The following is an 18,796-nucleotide window of genomic DNA, read 5'->3' as shown; positions in this document are numbered from 1 at the left end:
CGCCCCGACGGCATGTGCCGGCGGGCGCCATGACCGGTGAGCGGGCTCGCGGCCTGCAGCTTTACGCAATCGCCGCGGTGCTGCTCGCCGCGGGCGCGGCGTGGTGGGTCCGTGCGGCCCCGGGCACCGGCGAGGACCCGCGGGTGCCCCGTTGGAAGGACGCCGCGGTGCGGCGCGTGCCGGATGCGACACCGCAGGTCCTGGCGGACATGGTGGTGCTCACCCGGGGCGCGAGCGCCCAGCGGGAGACCGACGTGCCGGGTGGCACGTTCACGCTGACGATGGTGTGTGCCGGGGAGGGCCGGGTGCGGGTACGGCTCAGCTCCACCGGCAACGACTCGGGTCGCGCCGTGCCGTGTGCGGACCGCCCCGATCCGGTGGAGCTCACCGTGGGGGTGGCGCACGAGTTCTTCCTGTCGATGACGGCGGAGACGGACGGCTCGGCGGTGTTCCGCTGGCGGTTGACCCGGTCGGGCGGTTTCTGAGAGCCGGTCGGCCGGGCGTCAGAGCCGGGTCAGCTCGGCCCGGAAGTCCTCGACGGTGAAGGCGCGCTCCACCTTCCGGACAATCTTTCCCAGGTTGTCGACCAGCACGGCCGCGGCGGTGCCGTCGGGTGCCGCCAACGCCAGGCTCGTACGCAACTCGCCGGTCGGGTCGCGGAGTTCACGCACCGTGGTGGCGACCGCGGGTGTCGCTGCGCCGCCTGCCGGGGCGGCGGTGGTGGCCTCCGTACCCGTGGTGACCGCGAGGACCGGCAGATCGGGCCGGACCGCGGCGGTGTCGGCGATCAGTTTCGTGCAGTCGCATCCGTCCGTGAGCAGGACGACCGCGGGCAGCCGCCCGCGCAGCGGGACGGCGCTGCCGTCCTTGCCGATCAGCTCCAGCGCCGGCAGCGCGTCGCCCTCGCCGGTGCCCGCCCCCGGGCTGGTGGTGGTGCCCGCGGTGCGCTGGGTGGCGGGTGCCCGGCCCGGCCCGGGCCAGGCCGAGGCGAACAGGCTGGCGACCGAGACCAGCACCGCCAGCGAGATGATCAGTACGGGCGCGCGCAGCCCGGCGATCGCGAGGCGGCGCATCCCGCGCACCGCGGGACGGGCCGTGAAGCGTTGCCAGGGCGTGCGGGGCAGGGCCAGGTGGAGCTCGGCCTGGATCGCCGCGACCTCGTCGGCGAGCTCCGACAGGTCGTCGGGGACGACGACGGGGCCCCACTCCGCGGGCAGGTCGGGGAGGCCCTCCGGGGAGGCGCCATCGGGTGGCCATTCGTTGCCGTTGTCGCTGAAGCTGCCCACAACTCACCCTCCCCCCTTGCCGACCAGTGCCGCATCGATCGGGGATCTGTGTTCAGCCTGCCGTACCGGAGGCGGGACCGCCAGTAGCGGGCGGTTCCGGACCCGAGCGATAAGCTTGACCTCACAAAGGCGCCAGATCCGAAATATACGACTCGCTGACTTGTGTGGTTACGGTGTAGTCACTCTCTGTGAGAGCGGCACTTCATCGGGCTCATGTCAAGCGGGAGAAAGACCTCTCACAGGCCCTCTGAGCTGCACTAACAGTCACGGCTGGGGTGGGACATCGCTGCCTGAGCGTGTTACCCTAGACACAGCGAAAGGGGTTTCGAACCTATGGTTTTCAGTGTCGGCGAGACCGTTGTTTACCCCCACCACGGGGCCGCACTCATCGAGGCAATCGAGACTAGAACTATCAAGGGCGTGGAGAAGCAGTACCTCGTCCTTCGGGTCGCCCAGGGCGACTTGACGGTCCGTGTGCCCGCTGAGAACGCCGAGATCGTCGGCGTGCGCGAAGTGGTCGGCGAGGAAGGCCTGGGCAAGGTCTTCGACGTCCTCCGCGCACCGCACACCGAGGAGCCGACCAACTGGTCGCGGCGTTACAAGGCCAATCTCGAGAAGCTTGCCTCCGGTAACCCGCTGAAGGTTGCCGAGGTCGTTCGTGACCTCTGGCGCCGTGAGCGCGAGCGTGGTCTCTCGGCAGGAGAGAAGCGCATGCTCGCCAAGGCCCGCGACATCCTCGTCGGCGAGGTGGCCCTCGCCGAGAAGAGCACCAAGGACGAGGCCGAGGTGCTCCTCGACAAGGTTCTCACCGAGGCCTGACGTTCCACCCGCGATCGCACCATCCCTCACCTGGACCGCGACGTGACCGCGCAGCTCAATCCGCACGGTGACGTCGCGGTCCTGGTTCCTGCGGCCGGCTCCGGCGTACGGCTGGGGCCGGGCGTGCCCAAGGCCCTGCGCATGCTCGCCGGTGAGCCGTTGCTCGTTCACGCGATCCGCCGCGTCGCCGCCGCTGCCTCGGTGCGTCTGATCGTCGTGGCCGCTCCAGCCGCGGAGATCGACGCGGTCCGTGCGCTGCTCGCCCCCGTCGCCCCGGTCGTCGTGGTCGCGGGGGGCGCCGAGCGGCAACAGTCTGTGGCGGCGGCCCTGGCAGCCGTACCGGACGATGTCGACATCGTGCTGGTCCATGACGCGGCGCGGGCTCTCACCCCGCCCGAACTGGTCGAGTCCGTGGCAGCGGCGGTTCGCGGCGGACTGCCCGCGGCGATCCCGGTACTGCCCGTGGTCGACACGGTCAAGGAGGTCGGGCCGGACGACCGGGTTCTCGGCACGGTCGACCGGACGGTGTTGCGCAGCGTCCAGACCCCCCAGGGCTTCCGGCACGACGTGCTGGCGACCGCGCATGCCACCGCCAGCGACCCGTTGACGGACGACGCGGGCCTGGTCGAGAAAGCCGGGATCGTGGTGACCTGCGTGCCCGGCTCCGAGTTCGCCCTCAAGATCACTCGCCCGCTCGACCTCGTCCTGGCCGAGGCGCTGCTCGGCGTACGCTGACTGCCATGATCGTTCCGCGGGTCGGTATCGGCACCGACGTGCACGCGTTCGACCCGGAGCAGCCGTGCTGGGTCGCCGGCCTGCACTGGCCCGGTGAGCCCGGCCTGGCCGGGCACAGCGACGGGGACGTCGCCGCGCACGCCGCCTGCGACGCCATGTTCAGCGCCGCCGGCCTGGGCGACCTCGGCAGCAACTTCGGCACCGACCGGCCCGAGTGGGCGGGGGCGTCCGGCGTCACACTGCTGGCCGAGGCAGCGCGCCGGGTGCGCGCCGAGGGCCTCGTTGTGGCCAACCTGTCCATCCAGGTCATCGGTAACCGGCCCAAGATCGGAACGCGGCGCGCGGAAGCCCAAAAGGTGCTCGGCGACGCGGCCGGTGGGCCGGTGTCGGTCTCCGGTACGACGACGGACGGACTGGGCCTCACCGGTCGCGGCGAAGGGCTCGCGGCGATCGCGGTGGCATTGCTGCGCGACGCGGATCCGGCACCCGCCGGGTGACGCAGACGGCAGCCACCGCCGTACCCGCCGGATGTAGCAGGCGGGCCACGGCCATCCCCACCTGCTACGCGGCCCGAGTTCAGGGCGCCTCCGTGCAAGCAAAAACGGCGATCCGGGCGCGGTTGATGCGGATCATGGGCCGCTGATTTTAGGGGCCGCGCATTTCTGGTGAGTGCCTCATAAGCTGGCGTCGTGTCCAGCGATGCCGCGTCGGTTCCGTTCGAGCCGGAGACCACCCCCGAGGAGTACCGGCAACGGTCGCTGCTGTTGGCCGATCTGGGCCGCTACGACGAGGCGGCCGGGGAACTGGCCGCCGCTCTCGCCGCCGCACCTGCCGACCCCGCGCTGCTGGCCACGCTTGCCCGGGTCCACCTCGTGGCGGAGCAGCCCGTCGAGGCGCTCGTCGCCGCCGAGCAGGCCGTCGCGGCCGGGCCGGACCGGGTGGACGGGCTGGTCGCCCGCGGGATGGCGCTGGTCGACAACCGCCGGTTCGCCGAGGCCGCCCAGGTGGCCGGGGCGATCCTCGGCCGCTGGCCGGCCGACCCGTACGCGCAGCGCACCGGCGCGGCGCTGCTCAGTGAGGCGCGCAACGGCCAGGAAGCGCTCAACGCCGCGTGGCACGGCGTGCGGATCGCGCCCGCCGACGGCGAGGCGCACCTCGTGCTCGCGGTCGTGGCCGCCCGGTTGCGCCTGTTCGATCTGGCGCAGCGGGCGTACGCGGAGGCGCTGGACCTGGACGAGGCGCTCGGCGAAGCTCAGCGGGAGGTCGGCATCGTCCGGCTGGAGCGCCGCCGGTGGGCCCGCGCCCTGGAGGAACTCGCGGACGAGGCCGCGCTGGCCCAGCCGCCTGCACCCGACACGGCGGACGCCGCACTCGCGGCGCCCGCGGCCCCGCAACTCCCGGCCGTGGTCCGCCCGGCCGGTCCGGTGCTCGACCCGGGACCGGACTCCGCCGCGGCGGTCCGCCAGGCCGTGCTGTACGGCGCGAACGCCGTCCTGGTCGCCGGATTGCTCACCGGCCTCATGCGGTTGGCCAGCCCCGGCGCGTCCCGGGTCTGGGCCGGGGTGATCGGTGTGCTGATCCTGGTCGCGGTCACGGTTTGGCTGACCCGGCGGCTCACCGAGCCGCTGGGTGCGGCGCTGCGCCGCGTGCGGGCCGGGGATCAACCGCTCGCGGCGGCGGCGTACCTGGCCGGGGCGGCCCCGTTGCTGGTCGTCCTGCACGCCGCGTTGGGCGGCGTGGTCACGCTGGTGGCCGCCATGATCACCGCTGCGCTGGCTGAGTTGTTCGTCCTCGCCCGGCGCTGAACCGCCGCACCGCGTCACGGGTCCCGTCCGCCTCGCGCGGTGCTGGGGCGCCCACCCAGCGTCACAGCGTGACGGGTACCTCCGCGGGTGCGGCGGCGCCGCGGATCGCGGTGCGTACGGCGTGCTCGACCGGTCCCGGCGTCGGGCCGCCGGTCAGCGCGTCCAGCGCCAGCAGTGCGGCGCCCGCGACCGGCGGGTCGGTCACCACGCTTACCTCGGCCCGGGGAGCCTCGGCGCGGGCACCCGCCACGATGCGCTCGTGCAGAACGGGGTGCCGCGCGCGCAGGACACCGCCGCCCAGCACGAGCGCGTGCGGGGCCGCGATCAGCCCGAGGCGGCCCGCGGCCACCCGGTGCTGGGCGAGGATCTCGTCGGCCTGCCGCTGGACCAGCCGTACGGCCACGGGGTCGCCCACGGCGGCGATCTCGAACAGCAGCGGGGTCAGCTCGTACACGGCATGGCGGGGCAGTTCGCCCAGGTGCAGCGCGATGCTGACCTGCTCCACGGTGCGCCGCCCGAAGTGCCGGGCCACGGCGTCGCTGAGTCTGGTCGGTTCGCCGCGGCCGTCCTCGCCGCGGGCGGCGTACCGCAGGGTGTGCTCGGCGAGGTCGTGGCCGCCGCCCCAGTCGCCGGAGATGGGGCCCAGCGACGGGAAGCGGGCGGTACGGCCGTCGGCGGCCCGGCCCACGCAGTTGTTGCCCGCCCCGCACACCACCGCCACCGCGTCCGGCATGGCGGTGCCGGCCCGCAGCAGCGCGAAGCAGTCGTTGTCGACGACGTACCGGCGGGCCCAGTCGCGTTCCGCGACCGCGGCGTGCAGCCCGTCCACCTCGACCGGCAGGTCCGCCCCGGCCAGGTAGACGGCCGCCAGGTCGACCGGGGTCGCGGCGGGCACTCCGGCCCGGACACGTGCCGTCGCGATCAGGGAGTCGAGTACGCGTACCGCGCCGGGCAGGCCGAGCGCGTGCGGGGAGGACGTGCCGCCGCGGGCGTGGCCGAGCACCCGCCCGTCGGCGGTGCCCAGCACGACGTCGGTCTTGGAGTTGCCGCCGTCGACGGCGAGGAACAGGGTCATCGGGCCCAGGCCAGGTGCTCGCCGCCGGCGGCGATGAGCTTGCCGGTCAGCGCGTCCGCGTACTCGTGCTGGCCGACCAGGGGGTGCGCGAGCAGGGCCCGGTACACCCGTTCACGGCCGCCGCGCAGCGCCGCGTCCAGCGCCAGTTCCTCGTACCCGGAGACGTGGGCGATGAGCCCGGCCTGGTCGGGCGCGACCGGCCGGACCGGCAACGGCGCCGGGCCGCCCGGGCCGACCCGGGCCGAGACCTCGACGACCGCGTTGGCAGGCAGGAACGGCAGGGTGCCGTCGTTGCGGACGTTCACCGAGTGCACCCCACCGGGGTCCAAGCCGTGCAGGGCCGCGATGAGGCCGACCGCGGCCTCGGAGTAGTACGCGCCGCCGCGCTCGCCGAGCAGCGCGGGCTTCGCGGTCAGCGCCGGATCCCGGTACATCTCCAGCAGTTCCGCCTCGATCCGCGCGACCTGCGCGCCGCGGGTGGGTGCACCGCGCTCGGCGCGCACGACGCGGTCGTGGCCGTAGTAGTACGAGAGGTAGTACGACGGTACGCAGTCCAGCGCGGCCAGCACCGGTTCGTCGATCTCCACCTCGGCGGCCAGTTCGGCGCGGTACGCGGCGAGCAGCTCGGGCAGCCGGTCGACCCCGTCGACGTACGCGGCGCGTTCCCACGTCAGGTGGTTGAGGCCGACGTGGTCGAGCACCACGGCCGCGGGGTCGACGCCCAGGTATCCGGCGAAGCGGCGCTGGAAGCCGATCGCCACGTTGCACAGGCCGACCGCGCGGTGACCCGCGTCGAGCAGCGCCCGCGTGACGATGCCGACGGGGTTGGTGAAGTCGACGATCCAGGCACCCGGGCGGGCCCGCTTGCGTACGCGCTCGGCGACGTCGAGCACGACCGGCACCGTACGCAACGCTTTCGCGAGCCCGCCCGCCCCCGTGGTCTCCTGCCCGACGCAGCCGCAGTCGAGCGGGAACGTCTCGTCGCTGATCCTTGCGGACTGCCCGCCGACCCGCAGCTGGATCAGCGCCACGTCGGCGTCGGTGACCCCGGCGTCCAGGTCGGTCGTCCAGGTCACCTTGCCGGGGTGGCCGTACGCGGCCAAGATGCGTGCCGCGAACCCCCCGACGATCTCCAGCCGGTCCGCGGCCGGGTCGATCAGCACCAGCTCGTCGACCTGGAGGCCGGAGTCGCGCAGCCGGGCGAACCCGTCCACCAGTTCCGGCGTGTACGTCGATCCGCCGCCGACGACAGCGATCCTCATCCTTTGACTCCCGTGAGCGTGACGCCCTGCACGAACGCGCGCTGGGCGAAGAAGAACACGACGACTATCGGCGCCATGGTCAGCACGGTGGCCGCGATGACCAGGTTCCAGTCGACGTGGTGGACACTGTGGAACGAAGCGAGCCCGAGCGACAGCGTCCACGCCTGCTCGTTCTCGCTGGTGTAGAGCAGCGGGCCGTAGTAGTCGTTCCAGCAGTAGAAGAACTGGAACAGCCCGGCGGCCGCGATGCCGGGGCGGGCCATCGGCAGCACGACCCGGATCAGCGTGCCCCATTCGCCGCAGCCGTCGACCTTCGCCGCGTCCAGGTACTCGTCCGGGATGGTCAGCAGGAACTGGCGCAGCAGGAAGATGGCGAACGCGTCGCCGAACAGCATCGGCAGGATCAGCGGCCACAGCGAGCCGGTGAGGCCGTACCGGGCCCACATCAGGTAGAGCGGGACGGTCACCACCTGCGGGGGCAGCATCATTACGCAGATGATGACCAGGAACAACGCGTTGCGGCCGCGGAAGCGCAGCTTGGCCAGGGCGTACGCGGCGGGGACGCTGGACAGCAGCATCAGTACGGTCGCGGTGACCGCGTACAGCAGCGTGTTGAGCAGGTAGCGCGGCAGCGGGGTGACCTGGAAGACCCGCACGTAGTTCTCGGGGTGCCAGGAGTTGGGCCAGTAGTCGCTGGTCAGGGCCTGGTTGCTGGTCATCAGTGAGATCAGCACGAGGTAGACCACCGGGGTGAGGAACATGATGGCCAGCGCGATGGCGACGCTGTGCCGGGCGATCCACACCAGCCGGTCCTGCCGCTTGGCCCGCCGCACGGCAGGCGGGGTGTCTGTCGGCGCGGGCGGCGCGTCGAGCACCGCGGTCATGGTGCCGCCTTCGTTGCCTGCGATGCGGTCGCTCACGATGTCTCCTCCCCGGAGAACGCCTTGGCGCGGCGCAGCAGGATGACCGTCACCGCGAACGCCACGGCGAACAGCGCGACCGCCAGCGCGTTGGCGTAGCCGAGCGCGTTGTAGCGGAACCCGACCGTGTACAGCCACAGCGGGTACGTGAACGTGGAACCCTCCGGGAAGCCGAACGACTGCGAGATCCCGGCACCCGTGGTGGCCTGCCCGCTGGCGATCGAGCCCGCCACCGCGGCCTGGTCGAAGTACTGCAGCGTGTAGATGACCCCGGTCACCGCGGCGAACAGGATCACCGGGCGGATCGTCGGAATGGTGACGTACCGGAAGCGGTGCCAGGCGTTCGCGCCGTCCAGCGCGGCGGCCTCGTACAGGCTGGTGGGCACGCCCAGCACCCCGGCCAGGAAAATGACCATCAGGTCGCCGATGCCCCACAGGCCGAGCAGCACCAGCGACGGCTTCGCCCATTCCGGCGAGTTGAACCACAGCGGCCCGTCGATGCCCAGGTGCGCCAGGGCGGTGTTGACCGGCCCGGTGCCCGGTTTGAGCAGGTAGACGAACGCGATCGTGGCCGCCACCGGCGGCGCCAGCGCGGGCAGGAAGAAGACCGTGCGGAAGAACCCGGCGCCGCGTTTGAGCTGGGTGAGCAGCACCGCCAGGCCGATCGCGCTGATGATGCGTACGGGGACGAAGACCGCCACCATCCACAGCGTGTTGCGGACGGCCTGGAGCAGGAACGGGTCGTCGGCCATCCGCCGGTAGTTGTCCAGCCCGACCCACTGCGGCACGGACAGCAGGTCGAACTTGGTGAACGAGAAGTACACCGCGGACACCAGCGGATATCCGAAGAACAGCACGATGCCGATCAGGGCCGGGGCGAGGAACGACAGCGTGGTGGCGTGCTGCCGGGCCCGGACCGCCAGGGGTTTCGCGCTCATCGTCAGCCGCCCAGCGTCATGACGCTGTTGACCTGCTTGTCCGCCTCGGCCAGCCCGGCGTTCAGGTCGGCCACCTTGCCCGCCTGCCAGCTGGTCACGAACGTGCCGAAGGTCTCCTGGTACGCGGGCCCGGACGCGGACGGCGGGGTGGTGGACGAGTTCGGGTTGGCGAAGATGTCCAGGAACGTCTTGAACGCGGGATCCATCTGCAGCGCCGGATCGGCCGCGGCAGCGGTCGTGGTGGGGATGTTGCGCAGCGAGTTGGCCAGCTTGACGATCGTCTTGTCGTTGGTCGTCAGGTACTTGATGAGTTCCCAGGCCGCCTCGGGGTTCTTGGCGTTCTTGGCGATGCCGAGGATGTTGCCGGTGACGTATCCGGCGCCGTACCGGGCGGGGTCGGTGGTCGGCAGCGGGGCCACCCCGTAGCTGAGCTTCGGGGCCTGGTCCTTGAGGAAGGCGAGCCGGTACTCGGCGTCGATGTTGATCGCCACCTGACCCTTCTGGAACGCGTTGTCCGCGCTGAACTCGTCGCCCAGGCCGGCCCGGAACTTCTGCAGGTTGTCGTAGCCGTACCAGTCCACGAGGCTCTTCTGCCAGGCGAGCAGCGTTTTCCAGGCCGGGTCGGCGCCGATCGCGGACTTGCCGTCGGCGGTCAGCCACTTGGCGCCGACCGCGGGGGCGAGGTGCGCGGCGGCGTTCTCGTAGAAGTCGAACAGGGGCAGGAAACCGACCTGTTTCAGTGAGCCGTCGGGGTTGCGTACGGTCAGCTTCTTGGCGTCCTCGCTCAGTTCGTCGAGGGTCTTCGGGGGCCTCGTGATGCCTGCCTTGGCGAACAGGTCCTTGTTGTAGAACAGCCCGTACGCGTCCGCGAGGAACGGCATCGCGCACCGCTTCCCGCCGTACTCGGTGTACTGCCGGGTGGTGGGGTTCAGCCCGGACAGGTCCACGTTGTCCCGCTTGAGGTACGGGGTGAGGTCGACCCAGGCACCGGAGGCGCAGAACTTGCCCACGATGTCGGTGGAGTACGACAGGCCGATGTCGGGTCCGTTGCCCGCGCCGATGGCCTGGGTGACCTTCGAGTCGTCCTGGCCGGACTTCACGGTCACCTTGATTTTCGGGTGGCCGGCCTCGAAGTCCTTGACGACCGCGTCGATCGCGGCGGCCTCCCGTTCGGTGAAGAAGTGCCACAGCTCGACGGTGCCGGACACCTCCGTGCCGGGGTCGGCGATCTTGTTCTCGGGAGGTGCGGGGGTGCACCCCGCGGTCAGTGTCACGGCGGCTGTCAGGGCAAAAAGGGCGCGCGGTATCCGGGTGTTCATGAGGGGGGTCCTTCCCGGGTTTTCCTTGAGGGGTTGGGGATCAGTTGTCGCGGATGGACGCGATGAGCGCTTCGCGCACGGCGGCCAGGCCGGCGTCCAGCGCGCCGAGCAGCACCGCGTCGTCGTCGATGGTGGTGACCGCGACCGTGCTCTCCAGCGGCGCGGCCCGGTGCAGGGCGCTCTCGACCGCGGCCAGCAGCGTCCGGCCGCCGGCCTGCGCGACCGGGCCGGCGAGCACCACGAGGCTGGGGTCGAGGACCGCGATGACCGCGGCCAGGCCGACCGCGATGCGGTCGGCGAGCCGGGGCAGGAATTCGCCCGCGGCCTCCGGGTCGGCGGCGGCGGCGCGGACCACCTCGGGCGGGGTACGCCCCGGCACGCCGTGATCCTGGGCCAGGGCGAGCACGGCCGCGCCGCCGACCAGGTCCTGCAGGTCCACTTTGCGGTGCGTGGAGTCCGGGGCGTACAGCGGCATGTAGCCGATCTCGCCCGCGCCCCCGCGGGCGCCGCGCATCAGGGTGCCCGCGATGTCGATGGCCAGGCCGAGCCCTTCGAGCCCGAGCCAGAGCAGGGCGAAGCCGTCGGACTCGCCGGCCACGCCGCGGCGGCGTTCCGCGATCGCGGCGAGGTTCACGTCGTTGTCGACGCCCACGTGGGTGCCCAGCGCCGCGGCGATCTCCGGCACCAGCCCGGTGCGCCCGAGGCCGGGCACGTCGACGTGCCGGATGGTGTGGGCCCGGCTGTCGTACGAGCCGGCGACGCCGAGCTGCACGTGGCGGATGTGCTCGGGTGGCACCCCGCTGTCGCGGCCCAGCGTGGACACCGCGTCGAGCACGGCGGACTTCGGGTCGGTGCGCAGGAAGTCGACGCGCAGTTCGGTCCGGGAGCGGATGACGCCGGTCAGGTCGCACAGCGCGGCGGCCACGGACGGGGCGTCGCTGGGACCGATGTCGCGGATGGACACCGCTGCCGCGTACGCCGCGTCGGGGTTGACCGCGTACAGCTCCGCGTTGGGTCCGGGGCGCCCGCTGTTGTGCCCGACGACGGTGACCAGACCGGACTCGGTGAGCCGGCGCAGCACCTCGGAGATGGTCGGCGTGCTGAGTTTGGTGAGTTTCCGCAGGTCGGAGCGGGTCAGGGTGCCGGGTTCGAGCAGGTGGGCCAGGGCCGCGCTCTCGTTCATGGCGCGGAGCAGCTTGGACGAACCGGCGAGACGCGACACGGTGGCCCCCACCTGATAGGCAAACTGGCTAACAATTAGCTCGGACGGTAGGCCGGGGCCGGCGCGACTGTCAAGGTCCTGATCGATGAACGAATCGTCCTGAACCGCCCATCGGGCTGTCAATCGCCGAGGAATCATAAAACTCTCTTACGATTATTGATTAACATCTTTAACTGTCGTAGCGTCACCACCCATCGCCGGCGGCGGCGCAACCCCACCGCCCGTCGCCGGTGCCGATCCTGCGCGTCCATCCCTCACCCCCAAGGAGCGCAATGACCACCCCCATCCACCGCCGTCGCACCGCGGCGTACGTCGCCGCCGGCCTGCTCGTCCCCGGTGCCGCCCTCGCGTACGGCCTGCTGCCCGCGGACGCCGCGACCGCGCCCGCCGCCCGGCCCGCCGCCGGTCATGTGGTCGCCGTCGACCCGGCCGTGGCCCGTCCGGTAGCGGCGGCGCGGAAGAACCTCGACGATCCGGCGAAGAAGGAGGTCGCGATGCAGATCGTCTCGGCCGCCGAGAACTCGTCCCTCGACTGGCGGGCCCAGTTCCCGTACATCGAGGACATCGACGACGGGCGCGGCTACACCGCCGGCATCATCGGCTTCTGCTCCGGCACGGGCGACATGCTGGAACTCGTCGAGGCGTACACCAATACCAAGCCGTCGAACGTCCTGGCCAAGTACCTGCCCGCGCTGCGCAAGGTGAACGGCACCGACTCGCACGCCGGGCTCGACCCGAACTTCCCCAAGGATTGGCGCGCCGCCGCCAAGGACCCCGTGTTCCAGGCCGCCCAGGAGGCCGAGCGTGACCGGGTGTACTTCAACCCGGCCGTGTCCCGCGGCAAGTCCGACGGGGTACGCGCGCTCGGGCAGTTCGCGTACTACGACGCGGCCGTCATGCACGGTCCCGACGGCATGGCGGCGATCCGCAGCCGCGCCCTGCGTAAGGCGAAGCCGCCCGCCCAGGGCGGCAACGAGACCACGTGGCTCAATGCCTTCCTGGACGAGCGGGTCGCCGAGATGAAGAAGGAGGAGGCGCACTCGGACACGTCACGCGTCGACACCGCCCAGCGCGTCTTCCTGCGCAACGGCAACCTCGACCTGGACACCCCGCTCGACTTCGCCGTGTACGGCGACCACTACCACATCGGCTAGACCGGTTCGGGCGGGCGGGACGTTCGCGCCGACCGCCCGCCCGACCCGCTGTGAAAGTCACATGACGGACGGTGTTGTCCGCTTCTCGAAACGTCCATTAGGTTCATTATTCGTGTCAACGCTGGTGCCGCCGCTCTTTGCGGGACTCGTCGATGACGCCGTCCTGCTGCCGCCGAACGACACCGACGCCGGCGCCGCGGCGGCGGCGTACCGCGCGCACGCCGCCGCGTGGTATGCGCCGCTGCTCGGCTCCCTGCTCGTACCGTCGTCGCTCGCCCGTCGGACCCCACCCGTCGGTGACCTGGCGGTCGGCGTCGTCTGCGACTCCGCGATCGACGGCCTGGGGGCCGCGATCGCCGGGCTGCGCGACGCCGGGGCCGTGGTGTGCCAGGTCGAGGCGGCGGTCGCCCGCCGCGGCGAGGACCCGCAGCCCGGCCTGCGCGAGCTGCGCGCGCTCGCCACCGCACAACCCGATCTCGATGTGTACGCCGAGATCCCGCTCAGCTGGGGCCTGCTCGCCGCGCTCGACACGGTCGCCGAGGGTCGTAGCAGCGGGCAGCGGATCGGCGCGAAGTTCCGCGTGGGCGGCCTCGCCGCCGAGCTGTTCCCCACCCCGGTCGAGCTGGCCGCGGTGATCTGCGCCTGCCGCGACCGTGACCTGCCGTTCAAGCTGGCGGTCGGGCAGCGTCACGCGTTGCGGCACACCGACCCCGAGACCGGATTCACCCACCACGGCTTCCTCAACGTGCTCGTCGGCTGCATCACCGCGGTCGACGGGGCCGAGGTCGCCGAGGTCGCCGAGGTGCTCGCCGCGACCCACCCGGTGCCGCTCATGGAGCCTGCCCGCGTCCGCCGGGACGGACCGCGCCCGCTGCTGGCCGGCTTCGGTGCCCGCGACATCCGCGACCCGCTCACCGAACTCATCCGGGTGGGCATGATCAACGGGGGATTCGAGTGAGCCGGAGGCTCATCGGGTAATCGCTGTCCGGAACTGCTACCCACCCGTACGGTGTATCCGGGAGGTCACGCTATGTCGACGGTCGCGGTCACTCGATTGGTCGAGGCGCCGGTCAGTGAAGTCTGGCGGGTCTTCACGGATCTGTCCCGCCGGGCGGAATGGTTGTCCACGGTTCACCGGGTCGAGCCACTTACGCGTGGCGACTTCGGGACCGGCACCGCCTGGCGCGAGGCCCGCACCATGGCCGACGGCACCGAAATCACCGAGGAGTTCCGGGTCCGCGAGTGCGCGGCCCCCGAGCAGTTCGTCGTCGAATCGCCCGGGATCGGCGCGGACTACCGCATGACGTACGCGTTCGCGCCCGTGGAGTCGGGCCGGCACTCCGGCGGCACCATGGTCGCGGCGGTCCAGGACGGCACTCCGACCGAGCCCCGGGGGCGCCTGCTCGCGCTGGTCTTCGGCGGGCTGGCTGCCCGTACGGTCGAGGGCGCGCTGCGCCAGGACCTGGACGACCTGGCCCACGCCGCCGCGCACTCCTCCACCGAAGCCGCCTGACCGCACGGGCGTACGTCAGTCGACGCTGCCGCGGGGCACGATCCAGCCCTGAGGCTGGCCGGTGACTGCGGCGATGTGCTCGAAGTCGGCGTCGTAATGCAGGATGACGGCGCCGTGGTGCTCGGCGATCGCTGCGGTGAGCAGGTCGATGACCCCGGCAGCGCGATGGTGGCCGCGGGCGGCCATGCGGATCTGGACCTCCCGGGCCCGCTGGGCGATGGCCTCGCTGATCGGCAAGAGCACGTACAGGTCGCGCCGGCGCTCCGCGATGATGCGCACCGCGGTGGCGTCTCGCCCGGAGTAGCCCGCCTCCAGATCGACGGTGACGCATGTCGCCGCGGCGCGGTCCGCGATGAGCCCGGCGATGACCGTACGGACCTGCACGTTGTTGGTCCGGGCCTGCGCCGATGTGTCGATCAGGTAGAGCTGGCCCGGACCCACCGGAATGGTCACCGACGAGCCTGCCGCATGACCTCCGGGTCGGTGATGTCGGCGCCGACACCCAGTGCGTGCGGATCATTGAGAAGCAGTTCGATGCGCAGACGCCGGTTGGCCACGAAGTCGAGGGCCGCGTTGACGGTGTCCTTCTTGGTCGTCGTGCCCAGCTCCTTCGCGGCCCGGGCGAGTGCCTCGTCGTCCAGGTCGATCATCGTCTTCATATATTCGACAGTACAGTCGCATATATATCCTCGGCAACATGATGGGTGGCCCGATCGGGCGCCGGCGCCGATCGCTGGGCCGTCAGGTGCGGTCGAGGCCGTACGCGGCGAACGACTGGCGGTTGCCGTGCCAGGCCCGCCGCGGAGCGGCATCCTCCAGCGCGGCCAGATCGGCCGGGGACAGCTGCACGGCGGCGGCACCCGCGTTCTCCGCGACCCTTCCGGGGTTGCGTGAGCCGGGAATGGGCACCACGTCCGGGCCCTGTGCGAGCAACCAGGCGAGCGCCAGCTGGCCGGTCGCGACCCCGTGCTGGTCGGCGAGCTTTTCGAGGACCTGCACCATCGCGAGGTTCCGGGCCAGGTTGTCGCCGGCGAAGCGGGGATCCGAGGCGCGGAAGTCGCCCTCGGGGAACGGCCCTTCCGGCAGCGCACCGGTCAGCAGGCCCCGGCCGAGCGGGCTGTAGGGCACCAGCCCGATGTCGAGCCGGCGGGCGGTGGGCACCACGTCGTCCTCGGGCTCGCGCCACGCCAGGGACCACTCGAACTGCACCGCGGCGATCGGGTGGACGGCCGCGGCCTGCTCCAGCTGGGTCGGGTTCACCTCGGAGACGCCGAGGTGGCGCACCTTGCCGGCGGTGACCAGCTCGGCCATGGCGCCGATGGTGTCCGCGATCGGCACCTCGGGGTCCACCCGGTGCAGGTAGTACAGGTCGATGACGTCGGTGCCGAGTCGTTCGAGGGAGGCTTCGCAGTAGGCGCGGACGTGCTCGGGGCGGCCGTCGAGGTGGACGCCGTCCGGGCCGCGGACGATGCCGAACTTCGTGGCGAGGACGACCTCGTCGCGGCGCCCGGCGAGAGCCCGGCCGACGAGCGTTTCGTTGTGGCCGCGCCCGTAGCTCATCGCAGTGTCGATCATGGTGACACCGAGGTCTAGGGCGGCGCGGATGGCGGCCAGGGACTGCTCGTCGTCGGCCGCCCCGTACGCCTGGGAGAAGCCCATGCAGCCGAGGCCGATCGCCGAGGAGACTGGGCCGTTCGTGCCGAGGTGTTGTGCCTTCATGCCGACCAGCCTCCCGCGGTCGTACTCATATGTCCAAGACGTACTTGCGCTGGGACTCATCGTGCAACACGATGAATTGCATGGAGCTACGGCAACTCGCGTACTTCGAGGCGGTGGCGCGGTGTGGCGGGTTCACCCGCGCGGCGGAGCAGCTGCACGTCGCGCAGTCGGCGGTGTCCGCCCAGATCCGGGCCTTGGAGACCGAGCTCGGCGTGCCGCTGTTCAGCCGTACGACCCGCCGGGTCTCGCTGACCCACGCGGGCGAACTGTTCCTGGCCCGGGCCCGGCGGGCGCTCGGCGAACTGGACAGTGCCCGTGCCGAGCTGGCCGACCTCACCGCGGTGCTGCACGGCCGGGTGACCATCGGAGCGACGCCGGTGACGGGCCCGTTCGACCTGCCGGATGCGCTGGCCCGGTTCCACACCCGATACCCCGGCGTCGCACTGACACTGCGCTCCGGGCTCATCTCCGAACTGCTCGCCGAGCTGGACACCGGCGGCGTCGACTTCGTGCTCGGGCCGATTCACCGCGACCTCGCCTCGCGGTACTCCGCCCGCCGGATCGCGGACGAGGACATCGTCGTGGTGCTGCCGGTCGGGCACCACCTGGCTCGGGAACGCCGGGTCGGTTTCGCCCAGCTCCGGGACGAGGCGTTCGTCTGCCTGACGGCCGGCAGCGGCCTGCGGTCCATCCTGGACGACGCGGCGTCCGCCGCCGGATTCACGGCGCATGTGCAGTTCGAGACCCACAGCCCGGCCAGCATCCGGGAGCTGGTCGGGGCGGGCCTCGGGGTGGCGCTGCTGGCCCGGGCGGCCGCGGAGCGCGACGGGGCACCGGTGGTCGTGCGTACGCTCGAACCGGCCCCCGGGCACCCGCCGATCGGGCTGATCCATCACCGCGACCATCGGCTCTCCGCCGCCGCGCAGGCGTGCCGTGGCCACCTCATCGAGCTGGCCACGGCATGAGGTGCGGGGGCCGGGCGGCCGGCTCCCCGCACCTGCCGGGATCAGCGATTGCGCAACTGCGCCAGCGTCAGCCGGGCGACCTTGCGTGCCGAGGCGGGGTTCTGACCGGTGACCAGCCGCTGATCGGCGACCGCGTGCTCGGCGAAGTTCTCCGCCTTGGTGAACTTCGCGCCCCGCTCGACCAGCGCCGTCTCCAACGCGAACGGCACCGCGTCCATCAGGCCGACGGCGGTCTCCTCCTCGTTGGTGAACGCGCTCACCTCCTTGCCCTCCACCAGGTACGAGCCGTCGGAGAGCGTCAGGTTCACCAGGGCCGCGGGACCGTGACACACGGCGGCGACCACGCCACCGTTCTCGTAGATCCGGGACGCCAGGTTCGCCAGCGCCGCGGAGTCCGGGAAGTCCCACATGGTGCCGTGGCCTCCCGCGAACAGGATCGCGTCGTACTCGGCCGGGTCGACGTCGCCGGCGGCGGGTGTGTTCGCGAGGCGGGAGCCCTGCTCGGCCAGGAACTCGGCGACGGCGGTGTCATCCGGCTTCACCCCGTCCCGCGGCGGCTCGCCACCGGCCACGGAGACGAAGTCGACCGCGTATCCCGCCTCGGTGAACAACGCGTACGGATGTGCTGCCTCCGGCACGTAGAAGCCGGTCCGGCGACCGGTGTCACCGAGCTCGCCGTGACTGGTGAGGGCGATCAGAACCTTGGGCATGACAGTGTCCTTTCCAAACTGGTCAGACGTTCAGTGTCGGCAGGCCGGCCAGCGTGAGCGGCCGTACGCGTGCGCCCGCGGCCGCCGCCACGTCCTCGGGTGTGTGGTACCCCCACGTGGCCCAGTACGTGCGCGCACCGGTGCGCGCCACCCGCCGGACGTTCGTGAGGTTGTCGTCGATGAAAACGGTTTGCTGCGGGGTCGTGCCGGTGCGGGCGCAAAGCTCGGCGACCGCCTCGTCCTTGCGTGAGCACTCGCCGATGACCTCTCCGACCGTGTGGTCCAGGCCGCGCCGGCGCAGGATGGTCCAGACGGAGTCGGCGTCCTTCGCGGTGATCACGGCGACCGCTCCGGCATGCCGGAGCAGCAGGTCCTCGACGCCGGGATACAGCGCGTGCAGGTCCAGCCAGTACGCCGTCTCCTCGACGCGGCACCGTTGCCGCGCCGCCGTCGCGGCCGCCACGAAACTGCGCACGGTCGCCGCCGGGATCACCCCGTACAGTGCGTCGAACTGTGCCTGCGTGGTCAGCCGGTCCGCCGCCGCGCGATGCGCGACCAGGAAATGGTGCAGCGTACGGGCATAGTCGCGAACCTTCGCGAAGCGCCGGACGAATCCGTCCGGCATGGCGATGGCGTACGAGCTGACCGGCACGTCCGGTGCGGGTGGGTGCGCCCCCAGCCAGGTGACGAGGGCGCATTCCACCAGCGCATCGCAGACCACACCGTCGAAGTCGACGATCAGCCGGGGTGGGGACATCAGGCCGGGACAGCGGCGGCCAGCTTCTCCACCGTCTCGAACACGGTGCGCATGAACGCACCCATGTAGCCGTAGTAGGAGCAGGTGATGATGTGGCCGTCGACGATGACGTCGCTGTCGACCACGTCGGCACCGGCGTTGATCACGTCGTCGCGCAGGCCGATGTAGGCGCACGCCCTGCGGCCGCGCAGCACGCCGGCGCTGACCATGATCCACGGGCCGTGGCACAGCCCGGCGACCACCTTGCCGCGCTCGTCCATGCCGCGGACGAAGTCGAGCACCCGGGCGACCTGGCGGACCCGGTCGGGTGCCTCGTGGCCGCCGGTGAGGATGACCGCGTCGTACAGGTCGACGTCGAGCTGCTCGTACGAGATCAGCGGGCGTGCGGTCTTGTCCATCGGCAGCGGAACGCCGTACTTGCCGATCACCTCCTCGCCGTTCTTGGTGGCGACGTCGACGGTCCAGCCCTCCTCCAGGAGGCGGTAGTAGCAGTAGACGACGTCGTGGTCCTGGAAGCCTTGTGCGGTGATGATGACCGCCCTGCGGGTCATGCGGTGCTCCTTACCTCGGTGCCGATCGGTGGTGGGGTTGAAGGCT

General features: G+C 71.6%; 22 protein-coding genes. 9 read left to right on the top strand and 13 right to left on the bottom strand.

All coding sequences use genetic code 11. From position 1 onward, the window contains the following. Positions 1-29 precede the first annotated feature (29 nt). Entirely contained in the window at positions 30-485 is a 456-nt protein-coding gene (locus tag ACMCNK_RS19310; RefSeq protein WP_412737798.1) for a DUF6023 family protein, read from the top strand. A gap of 18 nt (positions 486-503) precedes the next feature. Here the strand turns inward: ACMCNK_RS19310 and ACMCNK_RS19305 are convergent, their stop codons facing one another. Next, a complete protein-coding gene (locus tag ACMCNK_RS19305) occupies positions 504-1,286 on the bottom strand; it encodes a hypothetical protein (protein ID WP_412737797.1) in 783 nt (260 codons plus the stop codon). Between the two features lie 333 nt (positions 1,287-1,619). Here ACMCNK_RS19305 and ACMCNK_RS19300 point away from each other — a divergent pair, with 333 nt between their 5' ends. The 4 genes from ACMCNK_RS19300 (at position 1,620) to ACMCNK_RS19285 (ending at position 4,645) form a co-directional block, all read left to right on the top strand. After that, entirely contained in the window at positions 1,620-2,105 is a 486-nt protein-coding gene (locus ACMCNK_RS19300; RefSeq protein WP_041832964.1) for a CarD family transcriptional regulator, read from the top strand. Between the two features lie 42 nt (positions 2,106-2,147). Then, positions 2,148-2,840: a 2-C-methyl-D-erythritol 4-phosphate cytidylyltransferase gene (ispD, locus tag ACMCNK_RS19295; protein WP_412737796.1), complete on the top strand. Its 693-nt coding sequence runs from the start codon at positions 2,148-2,150 to the stop codon at positions 2,838-2,840. 5 nt (positions 2,841-2,845) lie between these two features. Continuing rightward, positions 2,846-3,337 (top strand): 2-C-methyl-D-erythritol 2,4-cyclodiphosphate synthase, encoded by a 492-nt coding sequence (gene ispF / locus ACMCNK_RS19290; protein WP_412737795.1) that lies wholly within the window; start codon positions 2,846-2,848, stop codon positions 3,335-3,337. 192 nt (positions 3,338-3,529) lie between these two features. After that, positions 3,530-4,645, top strand: coding sequence for a tetratricopeptide repeat protein (locus ACMCNK_RS19285; protein WP_412737794.1), 1,116 nt, complete (start codon positions 3,530-3,532; stop codon positions 4,643-4,645). 61 nt (positions 4,646-4,706) lie between these two features. Here the strand turns inward: ACMCNK_RS19285 and ACMCNK_RS19280 are convergent, their stop codons facing one another. The 6 genes from ACMCNK_RS19280 to ACMCNK_RS19255 are packed head-to-tail and all read right to left on the bottom strand — an operon-like array spanning position 4,707 to position 11,381. Further along, the gene (locus tag ACMCNK_RS19280) at positions 4,707-5,720 is read right to left on the bottom strand and encodes an N-acetylglucosamine kinase (RefSeq protein ID WP_412737793.1); all 1,014 of its coding nucleotides are present in this window, start codon (positions 5,718-5,720) and stop codon (positions 4,707-4,709) included. Further along, entirely contained in the window at positions 5,717-6,982 is a 1,266-nt protein-coding gene (locus tag ACMCNK_RS19275; RefSeq protein ID WP_412737792.1) for a 6-phospho-beta-glucosidase, read from the bottom strand. Before ACMCNK_RS19275 ends, ACMCNK_RS19280 begins: the two co-directional genes overlap by 4 nt. Further along, entirely contained in the window at positions 6,979-7,902 is a 924-nt protein-coding gene (locus ACMCNK_RS19270) for a carbohydrate ABC transporter permease (RefSeq protein WP_412737791.1), read from the bottom strand. The genes ACMCNK_RS19275 and ACMCNK_RS19270 overlap by 4 nt, the downstream gene beginning before the upstream one ends. Continuing rightward, on the bottom strand, positions 7,899-8,840 hold the full coding sequence (locus tag ACMCNK_RS19265) for a carbohydrate ABC transporter permease (RefSeq protein ID WP_412737790.1): 942 nt from the start codon (positions 8,838-8,840) through the stop codon (positions 7,899-7,901). Before ACMCNK_RS19265 ends, ACMCNK_RS19270 begins: the two co-directional genes overlap by 4 nt. Positions 8,841-8,842: 2 nt before the next feature. Continuing rightward, positions 8,843-10,159, bottom strand: coding sequence for an ABC transporter substrate-binding protein (locus ACMCNK_RS19260; RefSeq protein WP_412737789.1), 1,317 nt, complete (start codon positions 10,157-10,159; stop codon positions 8,843-8,845). 40 nt (positions 10,160-10,199) lie between these two features. Further along, entirely contained in the window at positions 10,200-11,381 is a 1,182-nt protein-coding gene (locus tag ACMCNK_RS19255) for an ROK family protein (RefSeq protein ID WP_412737788.1), read from the bottom strand. A 272-nt stretch (positions 11,382-11,653) separates the two neighbouring features. Here ACMCNK_RS19255 and ACMCNK_RS19250 point away from each other — a divergent pair, with 272 nt between their 5' ends. The 3 genes from ACMCNK_RS19250 to ACMCNK_RS19240 all read left to right on the top strand — a co-directional run bounded on the left by ACMCNK_RS19250 (position 11,654) and on the right by ACMCNK_RS19240 (position 14,048). Further along, positions 11,654-12,535 (top strand): chitosanase, encoded by an 882-nt coding sequence (locus tag ACMCNK_RS19250; protein WP_412737787.1) that lies wholly within the window; start codon positions 11,654-11,656, stop codon positions 12,533-12,535. A gap of 112 nt (positions 12,536-12,647) precedes the next feature. Then, positions 12,648-13,493, top strand: coding sequence for a hypothetical protein (locus ACMCNK_RS19245; RefSeq protein WP_412737786.1), 846 nt, complete (start codon positions 12,648-12,650; stop codon positions 13,491-13,493). 72 nt (positions 13,494-13,565) lie between these two features. Further along, positions 13,566-14,048: an SRPBCC family protein gene (locus ACMCNK_RS19240; RefSeq protein WP_412737785.1), complete on the top strand. Its 483-nt coding sequence runs from the start codon at positions 13,566-13,568 to the stop codon at positions 14,046-14,048. Between the two features lie 15 nt (positions 14,049-14,063). Here ACMCNK_RS19240 and ACMCNK_RS19235 read toward each other — a convergent pair whose 3' ends face one another. The 3 genes from ACMCNK_RS19235 to ACMCNK_RS19225 all read right to left on the bottom strand — a co-directional run bounded on the left by ACMCNK_RS19235 (position 14,064) and on the right by ACMCNK_RS19225 (position 15,767). Then, a complete protein-coding gene (locus tag ACMCNK_RS19235; RefSeq protein ID WP_412737784.1) occupies positions 14,064-14,501 on the bottom strand; it encodes a PIN domain-containing protein in 438 nt (145 codons plus the stop codon). Next, positions 14,498-14,707, bottom strand: coding sequence for a type II toxin-antitoxin system VapB family antitoxin (locus tag ACMCNK_RS19230; protein ID WP_412737783.1), 210 nt, complete (start codon positions 14,705-14,707; stop codon positions 14,498-14,500). Before ACMCNK_RS19230 ends, ACMCNK_RS19235 begins: the two co-directional genes overlap by 4 nt. A gap of 82 nt (positions 14,708-14,789) precedes the next feature. Further along, positions 14,790-15,767: an aldo/keto reductase gene (locus ACMCNK_RS19225; RefSeq protein WP_412737782.1), complete on the bottom strand. Its 978-nt coding sequence runs from the start codon at positions 15,765-15,767 to the stop codon at positions 14,790-14,792. An 80-nt stretch (positions 15,768-15,847) separates the two neighbouring features. Between ACMCNK_RS19225 and ACMCNK_RS19220 the strand changes: the two genes are divergently transcribed. Then, positions 15,848-16,732, top strand: a complete 885-nt coding sequence (locus tag ACMCNK_RS19220; protein ID WP_412737781.1) for a LysR family transcriptional regulator — start codon at positions 15,848-15,850, stop codon at positions 16,730-16,732. A gap of 41 nt (positions 16,733-16,773) precedes the next feature. Here the strand turns inward: ACMCNK_RS19220 and ACMCNK_RS19215 are convergent, their stop codons facing one another. Genes ACMCNK_RS19215 through ACMCNK_RS19205 form a run of 3 tightly spaced genes read right to left on the bottom strand, consistent with a single transcriptional unit; the run spans position 16,774 to position 18,750 of the window. Beyond that, a complete protein-coding gene (locus tag ACMCNK_RS19215) occupies positions 16,774-17,442 on the bottom strand; it encodes a type 1 glutamine amidotransferase domain-containing protein (RefSeq protein ID WP_412737780.1) in 669 nt (222 codons plus the stop codon). Between the two features lie 22 nt (positions 17,443-17,464). After that, positions 17,465-18,199, bottom strand: a complete 735-nt coding sequence (locus ACMCNK_RS19210) for an HAD family hydrolase (RefSeq protein ID WP_412737779.1) — start codon at positions 18,197-18,199, stop codon at positions 17,465-17,467. Then, positions 18,199-18,750: a DJ-1/PfpI family protein gene (locus ACMCNK_RS19205; protein WP_412737778.1), complete on the bottom strand. Its 552-nt coding sequence runs from the start codon at positions 18,748-18,750 to the stop codon at positions 18,199-18,201. The genes ACMCNK_RS19210 and ACMCNK_RS19205 overlap by 1 nt, the downstream gene beginning before the upstream one ends. Positions 18,751-18,796: the final 46 nt, after the last annotated feature.

Source organism: Krasilnikovia sp. MM14-A1259 (assembly GCF_047159535.1).
Taxonomy (GTDB): Bacteria; Actinomycetota; Actinomycetes; order Mycobacteriales; family Micromonosporaceae; genus Actinoplanes.
Note: the sequence above shows the minus strand (reverse complement) of the source record. Positions and strands in the feature narration are given on the sequence as shown.

Bases quoted from the DNA above. Each gene is read 5' to 3' on its own strand.
- ACMCNK_RS19310 (WP_412737798.1), top strand. From the start codon at position 30: ATGACCGGTGAGCGGGCTCGCGGCCTGCAGCTTTACGCAATCGCCGCG.
- ACMCNK_RS19300 (WP_041832964.1), top strand. From the start codon at position 1,620: ATGGTTTTCAGTGTCGGCGAGACCGTTGTTTACCCCCACCACGGGGCC.
- ispF (WP_412737795.1), top strand. From the start codon at position 2,846: ATGATCGTTCCGCGGGTCGGTATCGGCACCGACGTGCACGCGTTCGAC.
- ACMCNK_RS19280 (WP_412737793.1), bottom strand. From the start codon at position 5,720: ATGACCCTGTTCCTCGCCGTCGACGGCGGCAACTCCAAGACCGACGTC.
- ACMCNK_RS19275 (WP_412737792.1), bottom strand. From the start codon at position 6,982: ATGAGGATCGCTGTCGTCGGCGGCGGATCGACGTACACGCCGGAACTG.
- ACMCNK_RS19265 (WP_412737790.1), bottom strand. From the start codon at position 8,840: ATGAGCGCGAAACCCCTGGCGGTCCGGGCCCGGCAGCACGCCACCACG.
- ACMCNK_RS19260 (WP_412737789.1), bottom strand. From the start codon at position 10,159: ATGAACACCCGGATACCGCGCGCCCTTTTTGCCCTGACAGCCGCCGTG.
- ACMCNK_RS19250 (WP_412737787.1), top strand. From the start codon at position 11,654: ATGACCACCCCCATCCACCGCCGTCGCACCGCGGCGTACGTCGCCGCC.
- ACMCNK_RS19240 (WP_412737785.1), top strand. From the start codon at position 13,566: ATGTCGACGGTCGCGGTCACTCGATTGGTCGAGGCGCCGGTCAGTGAA.
- ACMCNK_RS19230 (WP_412737783.1), bottom strand. From the start codon at position 14,707: ATGAAGACGATGATCGACCTGGACGACGAGGCACTCGCCCGGGCCGCG.
- ACMCNK_RS19225 (WP_412737782.1), bottom strand. From the start codon at position 15,767: ATGAAGGCACAACACCTCGGCACGAACGGCCCAGTCTCCTCGGCGATC.
- ACMCNK_RS19220 (WP_412737781.1), top strand. From the start codon at position 15,848: ATGGAGCTACGGCAACTCGCGTACTTCGAGGCGGTGGCGCGGTGTGGC.
- ACMCNK_RS19215 (WP_412737780.1), bottom strand. From the start codon at position 17,442: ATGCCCAAGGTTCTGATCGCCCTCACCAGTCACGGCGAGCTCGGTGAC.
- ACMCNK_RS19210 (WP_412737779.1), bottom strand. From the start codon at position 18,199: ATGTCCCCACCCCGGCTGATCGTCGACTTCGACGGTGTGGTCTGCGAT.
- ACMCNK_RS19205 (WP_412737778.1), bottom strand. From the start codon at position 18,750: ATGACCCGCAGGGCGGTCATCATCACCGCACAAGGCTTCCAGGACCAC.